The 17,166-nt window shown below is 55.8% G+C and carries 19 protein-coding genes; 8 read left to right on the forward strand and 11 right to left on the reverse strand.

Features of this window, described 5'->3' with window-relative positions:
• Positions 1–2: 2 nt before the first annotated feature.
• The 5 genes from FHW17_RS11955 (at position 3) to moaB (ending at position 3,412) form a co-directional block, all read left to right on the forward strand.
• Positions 3–776: a methyltransferase gene (locus tag FHW17_RS11955; RefSeq protein ID WP_182509930.1), complete on the forward strand. Its 774-nt coding sequence runs from the start codon at positions 3–5 to the stop codon at positions 774–776.
• A 78-nt stretch (positions 777–854) separates the two neighbouring features.
• Positions 855–1,712, forward strand: coding sequence for a S49 family peptidase (locus tag FHW17_RS11960; RefSeq protein ID WP_113094857.1), 858 nt, complete (start codon positions 855–857; stop codon positions 1,710–1,712).
• Positions 1,713–1,798: 86 nt separating this feature from the next.
• Positions 1,799–1,984 carry a hypothetical protein gene (locus FHW17_RS11965; protein ID WP_091880998.1) on the forward strand — a complete coding sequence of 62 codons (186 nt, stop codon included), beginning with the start codon at positions 1,799–1,801 and terminating at the stop codon, positions 1,982–1,984.
• Positions 1,959–2,867 (forward strand): 4-(cytidine 5'-diphospho)-2-C-methyl-D-erythritol kinase, encoded by a 909-nt coding sequence (locus FHW17_RS11970; RefSeq protein WP_348643727.1) that lies wholly within the window; start codon positions 1,959–1,961, stop codon positions 2,865–2,867. The genes FHW17_RS11965 and FHW17_RS11970 overlap by 26 nt, the downstream gene beginning before the upstream one ends.
• Before the next feature lie 2 nt (positions 2,868–2,869).
• Positions 2,870–3,412 carry a molybdenum cofactor biosynthesis protein B gene (gene moaB / locus FHW17_RS11975; RefSeq protein WP_182509931.1) on the forward strand — a complete coding sequence of 181 codons (543 nt, stop codon included), beginning with the start codon at positions 2,870–2,872 and terminating at the stop codon, positions 3,410–3,412.
• A gap of 4 nt (positions 3,413–3,416) precedes the next feature.
• Here the strand turns inward: moaB and FHW17_RS11980 are convergent, their stop codons facing one another.
• Positions 3,417–3,923, reverse strand: a complete 507-nt coding sequence (locus FHW17_RS11980; RefSeq protein ID WP_112525099.1) for a glycosyltransferase — start codon at positions 3,921–3,923, stop codon at positions 3,417–3,419.
• Between the two features lie 148 nt (positions 3,924–4,071).
• Between FHW17_RS11980 and FHW17_RS11985 the strand changes: the two genes are divergently transcribed.
• A complete protein-coding gene (locus tag FHW17_RS11985; RefSeq protein WP_113094861.1) occupies positions 4,072–5,223 on the forward strand; it encodes a PA0069 family radical SAM protein in 1,152 nt (383 codons plus the stop codon).
• 137 nt (positions 5,224–5,360) lie between these two features.
• A complete protein-coding gene (locus tag FHW17_RS11990) occupies positions 5,361–6,020 on the forward strand; it encodes a ribonuclease HII (protein WP_182509932.1) in 660 nt (219 codons plus the stop codon).
• Positions 6,021–6,994: 974 nt separating this feature from the next.
• Here the strand turns inward: FHW17_RS11990 and FHW17_RS11995 are convergent.
• From FHW17_RS11995 to FHW17_RS12035, 9 genes are all read right to left on the reverse strand, one after another.
• Positions 6,995–7,474, reverse strand: a complete 480-nt coding sequence (locus tag FHW17_RS11995) for a F0F1 ATP synthase subunit B (RefSeq protein WP_091881011.1) — start codon at positions 7,472–7,474, stop codon at positions 6,995–6,997.
• Positions 7,475–7,485: 11 nt separating this feature from the next.
• Positions 7,486–8,112: a F0F1 ATP synthase subunit B gene (locus FHW17_RS12000; RefSeq protein WP_182509933.1), complete on the reverse strand. Its 627-nt coding sequence runs from the start codon at positions 8,110–8,112 to the stop codon at positions 7,486–7,488.
• A gap of 94 nt (positions 8,113–8,206) precedes the next feature.
• A complete protein-coding gene (locus tag FHW17_RS12005) occupies positions 8,207–8,434 on the reverse strand; it encodes a F0F1 ATP synthase subunit C (protein WP_008125314.1) in 228 nt (75 codons plus the stop codon).
• A gap of 71 nt (positions 8,435–8,505) precedes the next feature.
• The gene (locus tag FHW17_RS12010) at positions 8,506–9,258 is read right to left on the reverse strand and encodes a F0F1 ATP synthase subunit A (RefSeq protein WP_091881015.1); all 753 of its coding nucleotides are present in this window, start codon (positions 9,256–9,258) and stop codon (positions 8,506–8,508) included.
• 35 nt (positions 9,259–9,293) lie between these two features.
• Positions 9,294–9,710: an AtpZ/AtpI family protein gene (locus FHW17_RS12015; RefSeq protein ID WP_182509934.1), complete on the reverse strand. Its 417-nt coding sequence runs from the start codon at positions 9,708–9,710 to the stop codon at positions 9,294–9,296.
• Positions 9,711–10,359: 649 nt separating this feature from the next.
• Entirely contained in the window at positions 10,360–11,556 is a 1,197-nt protein-coding gene (locus FHW17_RS12020; protein WP_182509995.1) for a cell wall hydrolase, read from the reverse strand.
• 172 nt (positions 11,557–11,728) lie between these two features.
• Complete coding sequence (gene der, locus FHW17_RS12025) at positions 11,729–13,201, reverse strand: ribosome biogenesis GTPase Der (protein WP_112530376.1); 1,473 nt, start codon at positions 13,199–13,201, stop codon at positions 11,729–11,731.
• Between the two features lie 17 nt (positions 13,202–13,218).
• Positions 13,219–13,899, reverse strand: a complete 681-nt coding sequence (locus FHW17_RS12030; RefSeq protein ID WP_112530374.1) for a tetratricopeptide repeat protein — start codon at positions 13,897–13,899, stop codon at positions 13,219–13,221.
• Positions 13,900–14,052: 153 nt separating this feature from the next.
• Entirely contained in the window at positions 14,053–14,634 is a 582-nt protein-coding gene (locus tag FHW17_RS12035) for an NnrU family protein (RefSeq protein WP_182509935.1), read from the reverse strand.
• A gap of 148 nt (positions 14,635–14,782) precedes the next feature.
• On the opposite strand from FHW17_RS12035, the gene FHW17_RS12040 reads away from it, so the two are divergent.
• Positions 14,783–15,820 carry a polysaccharide deacetylase family protein gene (locus FHW17_RS12040; RefSeq protein WP_182509936.1) on the forward strand — a complete coding sequence of 346 codons (1,038 nt, stop codon included), beginning with the start codon at positions 14,783–14,785 and terminating at the stop codon, positions 15,818–15,820.
• A 20-nt stretch (positions 15,821–15,840) separates the two neighbouring features.
• On the opposite strand, the gene sbmA is transcribed toward FHW17_RS12040, so the two are convergent.
• Complete coding sequence (sbmA, locus tag FHW17_RS12045; protein WP_182509937.1) at positions 15,841–17,091, reverse strand: peptide antibiotic transporter SbmA; 1,251 nt, start codon at positions 17,089–17,091, stop codon at positions 15,841–15,843.
• Positions 17,092–17,166: the final 75 nt, after the last annotated feature.

Genomic DNA, 17,166 nt, shown 5'->3' on the forward strand with positions numbered 1-17,166 from the left:
CCATGTCATCGATGGAAACACCCCACACGCTGGATGCATTCCATCGCGGCAGGTTCCACCTGCTCCAGCCAGCGCTGAAGGGCCATCGCTCCGGCGTTGATGCAATGGTGCTGGCCAGCACGGTGCCCAATGACTTTTCCGGGCGTGTCGCTGATCTTGGCGCCGGAGCCGGAGCTGCCGGACTTGCAGTGCTTGCCCGCTGCACCAAAGCCAGAGCGGTGCTGATCGAGCGTTCGGATTTCATGGCGGATTTCGCCCGCCGGTCTCTCGCCCTGCCCGAGAATGCGGATATTGCCGCACGGGCCGAACTTTTGCAGGCAGATGTTAGCCTGACCGGCAAGGCGCGGGTTGCAGCAGGGCTTGCCGATAACAGTTTTGACTTCGTTATCATGAACCCGCCATTCAACCGTCCAACGGATCGCGCTACGCCTGATCCGGTCAAGGCGGAGGCGCATGTCATGACCGATGGCATGATGGAACAGTGGATTCGCACCGCTGCCGCCATCGTTAAACCCGGTGGCTCGCTTGCCATCATTGCCCGCCCGACTTCATTCGCTGAACTGCTGGATGCATTGCAACGGCGCTTTGGCGGGCTGGTTATCGTGCCTGTACAGCCAAGGCCGCAGGACGCAGCGATCCGCATCATTATCCGGGGTGTTCGTGGCAGCCGCGCCGGGCTGACCCTTGCCCCAACCCTCATCATGCATCACGAGACCGGCAATGGCTTTACCGACCGCGCCATTGCCATAAACAACGGTATTACAGCACTTTTGTAGCATTTTCGGCCCGGTGCCATTGTGATTTCATAGGCATCGCTTACATGCGCATGACCAAAACCGCCAAAGGAGAAAGCATTGGCCCGATTGATCAGAAAATTGCTGCCGCGCCGCTGGCGCCCCGATTATGTGGAGATTCCGGTGGTTCGCCTGCATGGCGCCATCATGTCTGGCGGTGGTCAATTCCGGCAAAGCCTTTCTCTGGACAGCGCCGCAGCCGTGCTTGAAAAGGCGTTTGAGGACAAGGATTCGCCCGCCGTGGCGATTTCAGTCAATTCGCCGGGTGGTTCGCCCGTGCAGTCGCGGCTGATCTACCGGCGTATCCGCGATCTGGCCGCAGAAAAGAACAAGAAGGTCTATGTCTTCGTTGAGGACGTGGCAGCTTCCGGCGGCTATATGATCGCTATTGCCGGTGACGAAATCATTGCCGACCCATCTTCCATTGTCGGTTCGATCGGCGTGGTCTCCGCAAGTTTCGGTTTCACCGAACTCATGAAGAAAATCGGCGTGGAGCGGCGCGTCTACACGGCAGGCAAGAACAAGGCGACGCTCGATCCTTTCAAGCCTGAGAACAAGGCGGATATCGAACATGTCAAAGCGTTGCAGCTGGAAATCCACGAAACCTTCATCAATCTTGTCAAGGACCGGCGCGGCGACAAGCTGAGCGACAGTCCGGATCTTTTCACCGGACAGTTCTGGACCGGCGTGCGCGGTGTTGAGCTTGGTCTGGTCGATGGTCTCGGCGATATGCGCTCCTACCTTCAGTCGCAATATGGCCCCAAAACCAAGCTAAAGCTGATCTCGCAACCGCGTGGCCTGTTTGGCCGCCGAATTCCTTCGACAAGCGTGCAGATTGCCGGAATTGGCACCGGTTTGGCCAATGGGCTTGTGGATGCCGCCGAAGAACGGGCGCTGTGGGCGCGTTTTGGTTTGTAAATCGACACAGGATTTTTTGGCAAGGCCAAAACTCCGTGCTATTGATATGAGCGAGGAATGATACCGGTAATTGAGGGTTACAGACGATGCCACAATTGATCTTTTTTGCTCTTGTCGGCGCCGCCGCCTATTACGGCTATCGTTCGTTCAAGAAGGAAGCACAGCGCGTGTCGCAACGCGTTCGCGAGGCTGAGAAAGAAGCGCAGAACCGCGCGCAGGGAACATTGGTTCAGGACCCCGAGACCGGTGAATATCGCCTGCGCAAAGATTGATGCGATGCTCGCCAGTTTTGACCACACAATCAGCCTGATCGCTCCGGCCAAGATCAATCTTGCACTGCATGTAACCGGCAGACGCGATGATGGCTATCACCTGCTCGATAGTCTCGTGGTCTTCGCCCGCTTCGGCGACAGGCTTGATGTAACAAAAGCGGCAGTGGATTCCTTCACCATATCCGGCCCTTACGGTGCTGATCTTCCCGGCGATGAAAGCAATCTTGTGCTCAAGGCGCGTGATGCACTGCGCCGCCATTATCCTGAAAAGGCAATGCCCGTTGCCATTCATCTGGAAAAACATCTTCCCATCGCATCCGGTATTGGCGGCGGCTCCAGTGACGCCGCAGCGGCCTTGCGCGCGCTGACCACCCTTTGGGGCATCGAGGCCAGCCTGACCGAATTGGCCGCGCTCGGCCTGCCGCTGGGGGCGGATGTCCCTATGTGCCTGCACGGTGAAGCGCTAATCGCACGCGGCATTGGCGAAGATATCGAGCGGATCGCCGCCTTTCCGCGCCTCCCGGTGGTTCTGGTCAATAATGGCGTGACGGTTTCAACACCGCAGGTCTTTTCTGCGCTCAGCCGCCGCGACAATCCTGCCCTTCCCGCCCTGCCTTTACGGATGGCTCCGGGCGATGTCTGCGCCTATCTCGGGCAAACCGATAATCATCTTTTCGCAGCAACACAAAAACTGGCTCCATCGATCAATGACAGCATGCAGGCATTGCGCGAAACCAATCCGCTGCTTGCGCGCATGTCCGGCTCAGGCGGCACCTGTTTTGCAATCTATGCCGATGATGAAACGGCGGAAGCGGCGGCAACCCGGTTGCGCCGAAACCAGCCCGATTGGTTTGTCGTCGCCACCAGCACGGAAGGGAACTGATCTTGACCCGTATTGACGAGACGCGCCCCTTTGTCCCCGTCGGCATTGCCGTTTTGACCGTTTCCGATACCCGTACACTGGATGATGATAAATCCGGCAACACGCTGGCGGATCGCATCACAGCCGCCGGTCATCGCCTTGCGGACCGCGCCATCGTTACCGATGACCGCGACAGGATACGCGATAAAGTGCTGGCATGGTCAAAGAACCCTGAGGTGGATGTGATCATCACCACGGGTGGCACCGGCTTCACCGGCCGGGACGTAACGCCCGAAGCACTGGAACCGATCTTTGAAAAGCGGATGGATGGCTTTTCCGAAGTGTTCCACCGCATCTCCTATGACAAGATCGGCACATCGACCATCCAGTCCCGCGCAACAGGCGGTGTGGTGAACGCCACTTTCGTATTTGTGCTGCCCGGCTCACCCGGCGCCTGCAAGGATGCCTGGGACAATATTCTGCAGTTTCAGCTCAACTATCGCCACATGCCCTGCAATTTCGTCGAGATCATGCCGCGGCTGGATGAACACCTGAAACGCGGGTAAGAGATTATTTCAACGCGCCGGGGATGATTTCCGCCCGCAGCCGCTTCATGGCAAGACCGCGTGCCAGATCGACTGCACTCTTGCCCGGTCCTGACAAAGCCATAGCCTGACGCTTCGAGATCAGCAGACCATCGGCCAGCGGATTACCCGGCGAGAAAACGCGGGCGAAGAATGGCCGCCGATGTGCATGCGAGCGGGTGAAACAGGCCGGGCCCTGCATGCGTTCCACATGGGCAGCGACCACCTCAATCCAGCCGTCAATCAGCCTTGCGCCCGGCTCAATGAACAGAATCCAGTCGCTGCGCGCGCGGCGCAAACCGTCGATCAATGTCTGATCCTGCAGGAAAATACACCCAGCCGCATCGGCCACCCGGTGGGTCTGATCCGTCGATCCCTGATCAATGACAATGACATCGCTCAATACGCCTTCGACGGCTCCGCCCACCAGCCCGCCGAGGGTTCTGGCCAAGGGTTCATCGGCATTTCGTGTTTCAATCAGGACTGAGATCATTCATTTCAGTTATAGTATTATTATTGAAATTTCCATCCTACTTTTTCAGTAGATTGTTCTTGCTTTGTTCTCATAATTTGCTAGGAATACATTCATGTTGCGACGGTGTGAGCGACTCACAATCGCTCCGGTCTCAAGGAGAATGTCAATGAACATCATGGTGCAGGCCGATAAGGCCGCCTTCGGGCAAGGCCGGGCCGAACATGCCAATGTGCTGGTCGAGGAAGCCGGACTGCGGATCGATCATGAGCGGCGGCGTGGACGTGGCGCTGGTATGAATCCATCCGGGCGGTTCGAACCGGAAAGCCGTCATGTCTTTGATGATGGCTGGGAGACCATTGAGGATTTGCCGCCTTTCAAAACAGAGGTGCAGATCGAGAAGCCACGCACCATCATCACACGCAATGATTCTCCCGATGTGGGTTTCGACCGCTCAATCAATCCCTATCGTGGATGTGAGCATGGCTGCGTCTATTGCTTTGCCCGGCCTACTCATAGCTATATGGGTATGTCTCCCGGCCTCGATTTTGAATCAAAGCTCTTTGCCAAGCCCGATGCGGCCAAAATGCTGGATCGTGAACTGTCAAAGCCCGGTTATTCGGCCAAAACCATTGCCATTGGCACCAATACGGACCCCTATCAGCCGATTGAAAAGAAATGGCGCATCATGCGCGAGGTCCTGCAGGTGCTGGAAGAGCATCAGCATCCGGTTGGAATCGTCACGAAGTCGGCCCTGATCATGCGGGATATCGATATTCTGTCGCGCATGGCGGAAAAGGGATTGGCGAAGGTCTTTCTGTCGGTCACGTCGCTTGACGGCAAGCTTGCACGGACCATGGAGCCGCGTGCATCGACGCCGACACGGCGATTACAGGCACTGCGCGCGCTCTCCGATGCGGGTGTTCCCACGGGTTCACTGGTGGCGCCCATCATTCCCGGTCTGAATGATCATGAGATCGAGCGCATTCTCGACAGTGTGTATGCCACCGGCGCACGCGAAGCTGGATATGTATTGCTGCGTCTGCCGCTGGAAGTCAGCCCGATCTTCAAGGAATGGCTCCTGCGCAACTATCCGGATCGCTACCGCCATGTGCTGTCGCTCATACGCTCCATGCGCGGCGGCAAGGACTACGATGCGGAATGGGGCAAGCGCATGCGCGGTGAAGGCCCCTATGCCTGGCAGATTGGGCGCCGGTTTGAAATTGCTGCCAAGCGGCTCGGTCTCAATCTGGCCAAGCGCCGCCTGCGCACGGATCTGTTCGTGCCAACAGCCGGAAGCGAACAATTGTCGCTGTTTTAAACATTCAATCGGGCAATTTTCCCGGTTCCGAAACTCCGTCAGGCGACCCCCATCCCCCTGACGGAAGCCCTGATGCCCTACCCCATCAGCATCAGGGCCTTGCAGAGAATCAGAACGAATGCGAGTCTCGCCGCAACATGGCTCGATCACGTTCTGATTCTCTGCTTCTTCCTCTCGACCCTGGCAAACCGGATTTTGCCACGGAGAGCAGGCTTTTGCGCGATGGTGCGCCCTTTGTCGTCGGCATTGACGAGGCAGGTCGGGGTCCTCTGGCCGGACCGGTTGTTGCAGCGGCAGTCATTCTCGACCCCAGAAGAATTCCTGATGGCCTTGATGATTCCAAGCGCCTGACCGCCAGAAAACGGGAAGAGCTGTTCGACATTATTCTGAACAGCGCCCTTGCATCCGGTATTGCCAGTGTCGCCGCGCCGTCCATCGACGCTACGGATATTCTGAAAGCCGCGCTGGAGGCCATGCGCCGCGCCACCTGCGGCCTGTCGATACTGCCCGGCCATGCGCTTATTGATGGGCGCGACGTGCCTCGTGGCCTTCCCTGCCCCGGCACAGCCATGATCAAGGGCGACCAGCGTTCCGTATCCATCGCTGCCGCCTCGATCCTTGCCAAGGTCAGCCGCGATCGCATGATGGCGCAGGCGGGCCGCTGCTATCCGCTCTATGGGCTTGAAACCCATGCGGGATATGGCACGGAGTTCCACCGCAATGCCATGGAAACCCATGGCCCGGTGGTTGGTCTGCACCGCTTCAGCTTTGCCCCGCTGAAAAACCGGGAAGTGTAGGTTTTACCGCTATTGGGCGGATGCTTGGTCCAATGCTAGTTACCAGCGTTGCGGATCATAAAGGGGATGGAATTTAGCTCCCTGCAACCCTCATTCTCCCTCGTGGTTGTTATGTCGAACCACGAACCGGCGGCATTCACCAGTTGCGGAATATACCTCCCCATTACCACGCCCGCTTTTGCGTCTGGCTATTGATGAGGTGGGAAAGACGGGCGATCCATAAGGGGAACGCGGGTGTCTTGGTATTGGTAGTGTAGTCATGCGTTCCCCGGAGATTTTCCTGTTTTGTCAAGAAAACAACCGGATCACCCGTCCCGATGACTGGTTTTACCCGTGTGAGATAAAACCGTTCCCCTGCGGTTGGGGTCTCCCCGCAGATGAAATCACCGATCCTTTCCTGACTTCAGAAAGTTTCCGGAGCATTCCCGCCGGAAAGGACACCATCAGAATAAGCGAGGTGGGATGGTGTTGGATAAGTTGGCTGATTTTTTGAAAATGGGTGGTTGCAGAACCATTGTCGCGCCCTTCGACAGGCTCAGGATGAGGGAGAGGGAGGATTGCAGGGAGCCAAGTTCTGCAACCTTTTGCACTGCAATCTCTGCGACTAGCATTGCAGCCAACACTCTCCCTCATCCTGAGCCTGTCGAAGGGGCGACAATGGTCGTGCAACCCATCCATGTCCCTCATCCTGAGCCCGTCGAAGGGGCGAGAATGGTTGTGCAACCCATCCATGTCCCTCATCCTGAGCCCGTCGAAGGGCGCACAATTGGTTCTGCAACCCATCCATGTCCCTCATCCTGAGCCCGTCGAAGGGCGCACAATTGGTTCTGCAACCACGTGCTTCACGCTTTAACGCGCTGAAATAGCGAACTATCTCTGGGTGATTGGCATATCCATCGTGAGAAGCAACCCAACCGGAGGCCAAAACAAAAAGCCGCCTTGCGGCGGCTTGATCCAGTTCCATTCGCCTGAAATCAGTTCAGGCGGGATTTGACTTCGCTCAGCGACGACTTGAACAGGTCTGCCGATGTCTTGGCATCAACCTTGTCCTTCAGGAGGCGGCTGGCGGCGGCAACAGCGATATCAACTGCCGAAGCGCGAACTTCGTTGACTGCCTCTGTCTCGGCCTGAGCGATCTTCTGCTCGGCGAGCTTGTTGCGGCGGGCAACATATTCCTCGGTCTTCTGCTTGGTTTCCTCAAGGATGGCGTGGGCTTCGCGCTGCGCTGCGGCAACGATCTCGCCAGCTTCCTTTTCGGCTTCCTTGCGCTTGCGCTGATATTCAGCCAGCAGGGACTGTGCTTCTTCACGCAGGCGACGGGCTTCTTCCAGCTCGTCGCGGATACGGTCAGCGCGGCCATCAAGCGACTTGCCGACAGTGCCCGGAACCTTCAGGTAAACCAGCAGTGCCAGGAAAATGACCAGACCAACCAGAGCCCAAAATGTTGCGTCCATGATGGTTCTCCTTAGCCGCGCACGGCTTTGACCGCAGCGGTAACACTTGCCTTGTCGACAGTTCCACCCACGATCTTCTTGACGATTTCTGTCGCCGTTTCTTCGGCGATAGCACCGACGCCAGCCATTGCCTTCTCCTTGATGGATGCAATGCTTGCTTCGGCATCAGCCAGCTTCTTTTCCAGGGCAGCAGAGATTTGTGCAGTTTCTGCATCCGCCTTTGCCTTGGATTCGTCACGGGCCGTCTGGGCAATGCTGCCAGCCTTTTGCTTGGCTTCAGCAAGTTCCTGTTCGTAGGCGGCCAGCGCCTCATCCGATTCCTGCTTCATGCGGGCAGCCTGATCAAGATCGGTGGCGATACGATCGCGGCGCGTCTCGATGATGCCGCCGATACGCGGCAGAACCACGCGCGACAGGAACAGATAGAAAAATGCAAATGTCAGTGCCAGCCAGAGCAGCTGTGAAGCAAAGTGGCTGGTGTCAAAGGGCGGGAAAACACCTTTATGCGCCACACCCGTTTCGGAGTGGGTCGCGGTACCGTGAGCATCAGGCGCGGCACCCGGTGCAGCCGTTTCGGCATGCGCAGGTGTCTCGTTCTGAGCGGTTGTGGATGCGGCTTGAGCCGAAGACACAAACATATGTTGTCCCCTTGGTTCGGGCATTTCCCGAGCTACTGACTATAAATATTATACTGGCCGCGCAAAGCGCAGCCAGTATTGGGTTGTCTGCTGATTAAACAGCGAACAGAAGCAGCAGAGCGATGAGCAGCGAGAAGATGCCCAGAGCTTCGGTAACGGCGAAGCCGAATACCAGACGACCAAACTGGCCATCAGCTGCGGATGGGTTGCGCAATGCACCGGAGAGGTAGCTGCCGAAAATGTTGCCAAGGCCGAGGGCCGTTCCGGCCATACCAAAGCAGGCGAGACCTGCACCGATGTACTTTGCTGCTACGGGATCCATGTTAAACTCCTTTGGATAGAATAGTCATTGATAGATTGCGTTTGGCGGAGCACCGCCGGCGAAGTTCTTTCTTAGTGACCGCCAGGATGCACTGCGTCATTCAGGTACATGCATGCCAGCACCGTGAAGACGTAGGCCTGCAGGAAAGCCACCAGGAATTCGAGACCGGTCAGGGCGACCGTCATGGCGAGCGGCAGAATCGCGCCGCCGACACCGGCAGCTCCGAACGCGCTCAGCGACACCACGAAACCAGCAAAGACTTTCAGCGTAATGTGGCCAGCAAGCATGTTGGCAAAAAGACGAACTGAAAGGCTGATCGGGCGGGATAGGAAGGAAATGATCTCGATGGGTACCACGAGAATCAGCAGCGGTGCCGGCACGCCGGATGGTACGAAAACACCGAGGAATTTGAAGCCGTGCTTGGCAAAGCCGTAAACGAGAACCGTGCCGATAACGAGGATCGCAAGGGCGAATGTCACGATAATCTGGCTGGTGATCGTATAAAAATAGGGGAACATGCCAAGCATGTTGGCTGTGAGCACGAACATGAAAAGCGAGAAAACAAACGGGAAGAACTTCATCCCGGCAGTACCGGCCGAATCACGCAGCGTCGAGGCCACGAATTCATAGGCCATCTCGGAAACCGACTGCAGACGGGTCGGGATCAGGCCGCGATTGGATGAGGTGAGATAAAGAAACGCCGATGCCACCGCAACCGTCGCAACCATGAAGGCTGACGAATTGGTGAAGGACAGATCAATTCCACCGACATCAATGGGAATCCATCGTGCAATCTGGAATTGATGGATCGGATCGTTGGCCACGCTAACCTCGTCTATATCGTTCCATGCCCGCAGGCTTATTCCGGTTTCTCACGGTCCTTGCTCTCGTCAAGCTCAAAACCGCGGTTCTCCGCCACACGTCCTGCAGAGCGCAGGATGTTCAGCGTTCCGGCACAAAAACCCAGAAGGAGCAGAATAATCAGCCCCCAGGGTGAAGTACCCAAAAATCGGTCAGCTAACCAGCCCAACCCCGCACCAACCAGAACGCCCGCGATAAATTCGCTCGACAATTTCATGGCCTGCGCGACACCGGAGGCGGCCCCCGTCCCCTCGCCCTTCGAACTGGCCTTCCGGCCCACCCCTTTTGAAGCAAGCTTTGCTTCAAGATCGCGGCGGCGGTTTTCCAGCTCGACTGAAGTCAGCGGCTTTCCAGCATCCGGCGTATTACCGACAGAACCTGACTGATCGGGTTCATTTCCCGTGGTCAATGGCATGTCCTTTACACGCTGAATGCAGGGCTTCACCCCCGCTTCGAAGTCGCGCGCAACATATTGTTACGATCCTCGCTAGTCAAGGCGCAGAAGCAGGACTCTTAAAGGTAATTTTCGCGGGAAATATCAATACCTTAGGTAAATATGACTTTATGTCTCACCTCTGAGGCCAAGAATCGCCCGCGAATCCTGTGGATGAGGCAGGCAATAGACAGGTAGCTGGAAGCAAATCCAGCCGAGCGATGAAGCAGATTCCGATCGCTCAAAACAGCCTGACGCAACCCTGCGTTTCTTGCGGCTCGAGGCAAACCAAACAATAAAGGACGATGCGCGAATACGTTTTGAGGGCAAAGCAGTACACACCGAGCCAACCGGTGTATCGGGACGATGGGTCTCCCCCATCAGAACAATCCAAAAAAATCGCGTCGATTTTTCTGGATTGTTCTTGATGGCAGTGGCCCTGCCCTCAAACTTGGAGGTGAACTATGTGGTATCTGCCGCTTAGCATCACTCTGGTAGTGAAAAGAACCCGAACCAGTTGGTCGCTGAGTATCCGGGTTCAATTCATATAACCAGGAAAGAGGGACGGGTGAAAACCCGTTCCTCACTCCAAGAACAATAATAGCAGCTTTTGCTCAGCTTCCAAGGGGTATCAAATCCAACCACCGCCATAGGTGCGGTAGAAAACATGCTGGCCGATCTTGTCGACGCGTTTCATCGTGCGTGCCCAGTTCGGGCGAACATAGATAGCATGATAATGGGTGGCGGAGCCGACTTCCGGCAGGAAAATACGCCCTGCCGTGACAGCCATGGCGATTTCCTGCGCCATTTTCCAATATCTTGGCTCTGTTACCACCAGTTTGCGGCCTTCACAGGCGAAGGAGAACTGGCAACGATTGATCCAGTCATCGTTCTGGTAGACGACGCCGCAAATGGTCTTGGGATAAGCAGGGTTGCGGACGCGATTGAGAATAACCTGTGCAACGGCGGCCTGACCTTTGAGGCTCTCGCTTCTTGCCTCAAAATAAATGCCTGTCGCCAGGCATTTTTGTTCTTCCTTGGTGAAAACAACGGGGGGCAGCGGTGATGCCAGCCAGGCATGGTCGCCTGCGCCAAGTTGCGGAATGAACCGGCCGGGCTGCTTTGGCTCGTTAAGAATGTTGTCGAAGGGCGACGTCTTGGCATAATCGGGTTGAGCCGGTGCGTAGCCGAGCGCCAGGACATCCGGTGTGTTGCTGGTAATCAGGCTTGCCAGCATTGGCGAGACCTGCGGGTCAGCCTTGGCGGGGGCGCGATTATGAAAAGCCAGCGCAATCTGGATTTCCTTGCCGGCGATTTTCGGTTTGGCGAAGGCCATCTCGACCTCAACGCCGTGGGTCGGGCGGATCAGCATGCTCGAACGCTGCAGAATCGAACCCGCGCTGAATGCCTTTGGCGGCGCTTTCTTGCTGATGGTGACGATACGTCCCTGCTTTTCAGCGCGGTTGATACGTTCTTCATCGGGCGTTGCGCCGGGAGATTTCTGGGTGCCATTGACAACAACAGGGCCAATGCCCGGAACATTGACACCACTTGCCGGAATGCCTGACGTGATGGCCCTGTCATCAACAAAGGTCATATTGGCCTTCTGGATGGAACCGGCAGGCGAATTTTCCAGATAGGCAGTCCAGCGCCCTTTGCCGGATTCGACGCCCGACAACATGCTGGCCATATCCTGATATGCAATGACGGTCGGCGAGAATAGATAAATCGCCGTGCCGATGACCACCGGACCGATGAAATTCCTGTTTGTCCGATTCTTTCGCCGGGAACTCGATGCCCGAAAAAACTCAGAGAAACGCACGCGAATACCCCACTCACAACCGAACAATACTGGTTGCAAAAATGAAGCATTAACCTTGATGGAGAGTTAACGATCGCCGCAAAAAGAACGTGGCGGGTTGTGTTGTGCGGGCCGCCTCAAATGCAAACCGCCCTCGTGCAGGACACGAAGGCGGTAAAATTCGTTGCGTCGAAAGTGTTCAGCGCTTCTTTTTTGCGCGCCCGGCAAACGGGTTGTCTGACGTGCGCAAGACCACACGCAGTGGCACACCGGGCATCTCGAATGTCTCGCGCAGACCGTTTGTCAGGTAGCGAACATAGGATGTCGGGAACGCCTCGGGGCGCGAGCACGAGATGACAAAGCCCGGCGGACGGGTTTTCACCTGCGTGATGTATTTGATCTTGAGACGGCGACCAGCCACAGCCGGCGGCGGATGATGGGTCGTCACACCTTCCATCCAGCGGTTGAGACGCCCGGTGGAAATGCGGCGGTTCCAGATTTCATCGGTGGTCGCCACTGCAGCCATCAACTTGTCGATACCCTGATTGCGCTCGCCCGAGATCGGCACGGCGCGAATACCACGAATTTGCGGCAGCAGCCGTTCAGTCTTTTCACGCAGATCAGCCAGAACCATCTGGCGGTTTTCCACCAGATCCCATTTGTTGAAGGCGATAATCGGCGCACGGCCTTCACGGATAATCAGATCGGCAATCTGCAAATCCTGCTTCTCGAAGGGGATCGTCGCATCAAGCACGATGATGACCACCTCGGCAAAGCGGATGGCGCGCAATGCATCGCCCACGGAAAGCTTTTCGAGTTTGCCCTGAACGCGCGATTTGCGGCGCAAACCTGCGGTATCAAACAGCTTGATCTTCCGGCCATTCCATTCCCAGTCGACGGAGATGGAATCGCGCGTGATACCGGCTTCCGGTCCAGTCAGCAGACGGTCCTCACCCAGCATCGTGTTGACGAGTGTTGATTTACCCGCGTTCGGGCGACCAACAATGGCAATGCGCAGCGGCTTGGTGGAATCATAGGCTGGAATGTCTTCGGCATCCGGATCGTCGATATCATCGCCGATCAGATCGTCTTTTGGACCAGCCACTGCCGGAATGGTGACAGCGACAGCATCGCTGACAGGGTCTTTGATCTCATATTCATCCGGGAAAACGCGCTCTTCGCCCATGGCGGCGACAATCACATCACGCAGGTCCGGAAAGCCCTGCCCGTGCTCCGCTGAAATCGGGCATGGTTCGCCCAGACCAAGCTGATAGGAATCATACATGCCGGATTCGGCGCCGCGCGCCTCGGCCTTGTTGGCAACCAGAATAACCGGCTTGCTCGAGCGGCGGACGAGATCGGCGAAAGTCACGTCGGCAGGCGTGATGCCCGCTTTTGCATCGACAATAAACAGAATGAGATCAGCTTCGCCAATCGCCAGTTCCGTCTGCGCGCGCATACGACCTTCCAGCGAATCGCTGGCAACTTCTTCAAGACCGGCGGTGTCGATAACATCGAACTTCAGGTCATAAAGCTTGGCGGCATGAACGCGGCGGTCGCGCGTTACGCCCGGCAGATCATCCACCAGCGCGATCTTGCGACCGACAAGCCTGTTGAACAGGGTGGACTTACCGACATTCGGACGGCCGATAATGGCGAGGGTGAAACTCAAAGACTCAAATTCCTGTGTTAACCGGCTGCAGCAGCAGGTGCTGCGCCAGTGCTGCGAAGCATGTCGAGCATTGTGTCGGCAAACTGGCGAATATTGGCGGGCGCTGCCTGATCATCGGAAATCTGCTTGAACAGCTTTTCCGCATCCGCGCCGCGACCGGCTTTCCATGCGGCAAGGCCAAGAGCCTCCCGAGCGGTATGGCGCATTGGATTGCTGCTTGATGACAGGGATTCGACCCGGCTTGCAACATCATCATAGGTGCCCGTATCGAGAAGCAGCAATGCAGCACGCAGCTTTGCCAGATCGCGAATGGACTGGGGAACGGACGTATCGGCAGAAACCTTGTCAAAGGCCGCAACAGCCGCCGCAGGATCACCCTTTTGCGCCTGCACACCGGCAGCGCGCATCCGCGCCAGCACCGGATAGGCGCCGTAACCAGTCTTCTCAAGTTCATCCAGTGTCTTCAACGCTTCGTCATTCTTGCCATCACGGACAAGGTTGAGCGCGGCGAGAAACTGATCGCCGGATTTCGAAGCCTGTTTTTCCGTCCAGTATTCATAAAAGGCGAAAACGCCCGTGCCGACGACAAGCGCAACAGCGGCGCCAATCAACAGGCCGCCAAAACGCTTCCAGAACGCCCGCATCTTGTCGGAGCGCAGTTCCTCATTTACCTCACGGAAAAAGCCGTCGTCAGTCATAGTGCCTCATTGGTGCCCTTGGGGGCCTGCCATTAAATGAATTGCAGATGCGCGAAGCAGCTTTCGCCACTCCGCGCATATAGTCAGAGCGCTTTTAGTCGGAAAATCCTTGAGATGTAAGGGCTAAGTGAAAAATAGCCCTTCGTCAGCTGTTTAAAGTGGTGATACGCCGATTAACCAGGCATGCAATTTCCACACAAACAGGATGTAGAGCACCACACCGGCGACAATGGCCATGATGTCGTTCGAGACTGGACCGGGCACGATCACCGGTTGGGCAAAGCCAGCCCGTTGTTGCCGTTTGATCGCGATACGGTCAACCACGGCCCAAACGAGGAATGACAGAAACAGGATGAGCGATGCCAGATCGCCATTGGCCAGAAGATGGGCAAGTGCCCAGATTTTCACAGCAATCAGCATGGGATGCTTGAGGATAGGCTTCAACTTGCCCGGCCTGAAATTGGAAATCATCACGGAGATGAAGGAAAACAGCATCAGGAGCAGCGTGATGTGTTTCATCCAGACAGGCGGCTCATAGATAAACAGAGAATAGGGCCGCGCCAGAACATAACCCCATATGATGAGTACCAGCCCGACAAAGGAAATGGCCGAATAAAAACCTTTCCACTTGCCCTCGCCCCATGCAGCGATTTTGTCCAAACGCCATTGTGGCGCGGCAATACGGACCGAATGAATTCCCAGAAAGACGACAATACCCAGAATCAAAACAAGCATGACCGCTCCCCCTTGGCTGGCGGCAGAGTATAGCGGCTTTAGAACAGTTCCAAGACGGGCGCTTGCGGTGGATCGACGCGTCCGATCATCGCCACAATTCACCTGTAGCGAGGGGTATCTCTCTCATTGGTTGTGTTGTGCCTGCATTATGCGTCTGATTTCCGGTATCATTGCTGCGTCCCTAGCCGTTTCGGTGTGCATTCCTGCTTATGCTGGTGATCCGGAATTGCGTGGTTCCATGGGTAGCAAGCCGCAATATGTACTGATCTCTTTCGATAATTCGGGCAGCAATGCCCTGTGGGAGCGCAGCCGGGCGCTGGCCGAACGCTCCAATGCAAAGTTCACCTATTTTCTCTCCTGCGTGTTTCTGATCGACCGCAGCGACCGCAAATCCTATCAGGCACCGGGCGAAAGCTTTGGCCGCTCCAATATCGGCTATGCCGCGTCGAAGGATGATATTGCCAAGCGGCTCGACAATATCTGGCGGGCGCGCAATGAGGGCAACGAGATTGCCAGCCATGCCTGCGGGCATTTCGACGGACGCACGTGGAGCAAGGCAGACTGGGAACGCGAGTTCACAACCTACAAGCAGGTGCTGCGCACGGCATGGGCAAAATATGGCAGCGATCCGGAGCCGGAGGGCTGGAAGGCGTTTGTCGACAAGGAAGTGCGCGGCTTTCGCGCGCCCTATCTTTCCAGCAGCCCCGCTTTGCTGTCAGCCTTGAAGGATATGGGTTACGCCTTTGATGCCAGCAGCGTTTCCAAGGGTCCGGCGCTGCCTGTACATGCGGGCGGACTCTATCAGTTCGCATTGCCGACCATCAGCGAAGGCCCGGAACATCGGCCTGTTGTTGCCATGGACTACAATATGTTCGTGCGCCACTCCGGTGGTTTTGAGCGGGCGGATCATCTCAATGAATTTGAAAACCGCGCCTATGATGCATTCAAGGGCGCGTTTGAGCGCCAGTACAAGGGCGAGCGCATCCCCTTTCAGATCGGCATTCACTTCACGCTGATGAATGGCGATGCCTATTGGCGCGCACTGGAACGTTTTACTGCTGAAGTATGCACCAAGCCGGATGTGCGCTGCACGACCTATAGCGATTACCTAAGACAAACAGGCGCCGAAGCGCCTGTTGCAGTTGTTCCGGCAGCAAGCCGGAATGCAACGGGCAGCGGCATCTGACCGCCACCCGTTTTTTTGGCTTAGTGTTCGACACCTGTTTCCATGAAATGCTGATCGATGGTTGGCAGCGGTTCACCTTCCAATGTCGCTTCGAAGGCTCTCAAACGTTTATAGATAGAAATAAGCTCAACAATCGTGGGCCACGCAGTTACCAGATATTGGAATGAGTTGCTGACTTGGCTGAACGCAGTTGAAATCTGCTGCCAAAGCCCCATGGTCAATTTTCCAGCCACGATGCTTGGGATGAGAATGATATCAAGAATGAGCCCATCTGCCTGTCCATAAAAGCTTCTTGCAATGTTGAAATAGGCATAGTGGAAATAGAGCCGGAAATAGTTCTTCCGGACATTTCGGAAGAGTTCCGCGAGTGTTAAGGGCTCGGCACGTGTTTCATCATCCTCGCCAAACACCAGTTCCTTTCTATATGCCGCTTCCACACGCTGCTTTTTGAATTCCAGTCCAGGGAGCTTAATTCCGACAACTGCAAGCAGAAGAGTGCCGAGCAATGACCAAACGATCGACAAAACCACTAATGAATAAGGGATCTGCCCGATAATCGGAACTTCTGTGACATGGTGAGAAAGCTGTGCGAGCAAGGGCATAAACGCAATCAAATTCATCACGGCTTGAATTAGACTTACACCAAGCGCTTCAACTATCGTTGAAAAGCGCATTGTGTCTTCCTGAACACGCTGCGATGCACCTTCGATGTGGCGCAACTGGTTCCAGTGCTCCACATAAAACTCGTTCATCGCGGTACGCCAGCGGAATATATAATGGCTGGTAAAATAGGTGAAAATTACGCTCAACCCAATGGCAAGAAATGCAATCCCGGCAAACAACCAATTTTGCCAATAAAACTCTGCCGCTGATACAGAGCCCGGCTTTGCAAACGCTTGTTGAAAGAAGTCCCAATAAGGGCCGCGCCAAGCGTTGATGGCAAGGTTTATCTGAACCGAAAAATAGGTATAAAATAGGATCAAGGCTGATCCAAGAACAGACCATCTTTGCCATCTATGTGGTGCATACCACATCCAAAATGTAGCAAACACAGCAACGAAAGCTGCGAAGTAGATATAAAGCCAAAGGTATGGCTTGGATATAAATACCCCCACACCAATGATTGGCGGCGCGTTCGGATCAGCTGGCGGCATACCGAAATAAGCACCTAGCTGTTCACCGGCAAATATCCAGAACAGGACCGCGAACAGCGACCAAAGGACTGCCGAGATAAAAAACAGCTTTGGCTTTGGGAAAAATGAGACAAACACGGTAGCAGGACCCTCGCATAAACACACAAATCAGGGTTGATTTTATGTGAGTCTACCACCACGAATAGGGCAAAG

The organism is Phyllobacterium sp. P30BS-XVII (assembly GCF_014138335.1).
GTDB classification, from domain to species: Bacteria; Pseudomonadota; Alphaproteobacteria; order Rhizobiales; family Rhizobiaceae; genus Phyllobacterium; species Phyllobacterium meliloti.

Bases quoted from the DNA above. Each gene is read 5' to 3' on its own strand.
- FHW17_RS12000 (WP_182509933.1), bottom strand. From the start codon at position 8,112: ATGTTTGTGTCTTCGGCTCAAGCCGCATCCACAACCGCTCAGAACGAG.
- FHW17_RS12035 (WP_182509935.1), bottom strand. From the start codon at position 14,634: ATGCTTGTTTTGATTCTGGGTATTGTCGTCTTTCTGGGAATTCATTCG.
- FHW17_RS11995 (WP_091881011.1), bottom strand. From the start codon at position 7,474: ATGGACGCAACATTTTGGGCTCTGGTTGGTCTGGTCATTTTCCTGGCA.
- FHW17_RS11985 (WP_113094861.1), top strand. From the start codon at position 4,072: ATGAACATCATGGTGCAGGCCGATAAGGCCGCCTTCGGGCAAGGCCGG.
- FHW17_RS11965 (WP_091880998.1), top strand. From the start codon at position 1,799: ATGCCACAATTGATCTTTTTTGCTCTTGTCGGCGCCGCCGCCTATTAC.
- FHW17_RS11980 (WP_112525099.1), bottom strand. From the start codon at position 3,923: ATGATCTCAGTCCTGATTGAAACACGAAATGCCGATGAACCCTTGGCC.
- FHW17_RS12030 (WP_112530374.1), bottom strand. From the start codon at position 13,899: ATGACTGACGACGGCTTTTTCCGTGAGGTAAATGAGGAACTGCGCTCC.
- FHW17_RS12040 (WP_182509936.1), top strand. From the start codon at position 14,783: ATGCGTCTGATTTCCGGTATCATTGCTGCGTCCCTAGCCGTTTCGGTG.
- FHW17_RS11990 (WP_182509932.1), top strand. From the start codon at position 5,361: ATGGCTCGATCACGTTCTGATTCTCTGCTTCTTCCTCTCGACCCTGGC.
- FHW17_RS12005 (WP_008125314.1), bottom strand. From the start codon at position 8,434: ATGGATCCCGTAGCAGCAAAGTACATCGGTGCAGGTCTCGCCTGCTTT.
- FHW17_RS12015 (WP_182509934.1), bottom strand. From the start codon at position 9,710: ATGCCATTGACCACGGGAAATGAACCCGATCAGTCAGGTTCTGTCGGT.
- FHW17_RS11955 (WP_182509930.1), top strand. From the start codon at position 3: ATGTCATCGATGGAAACACCCCACACGCTGGATGCATTCCATCGCGGC.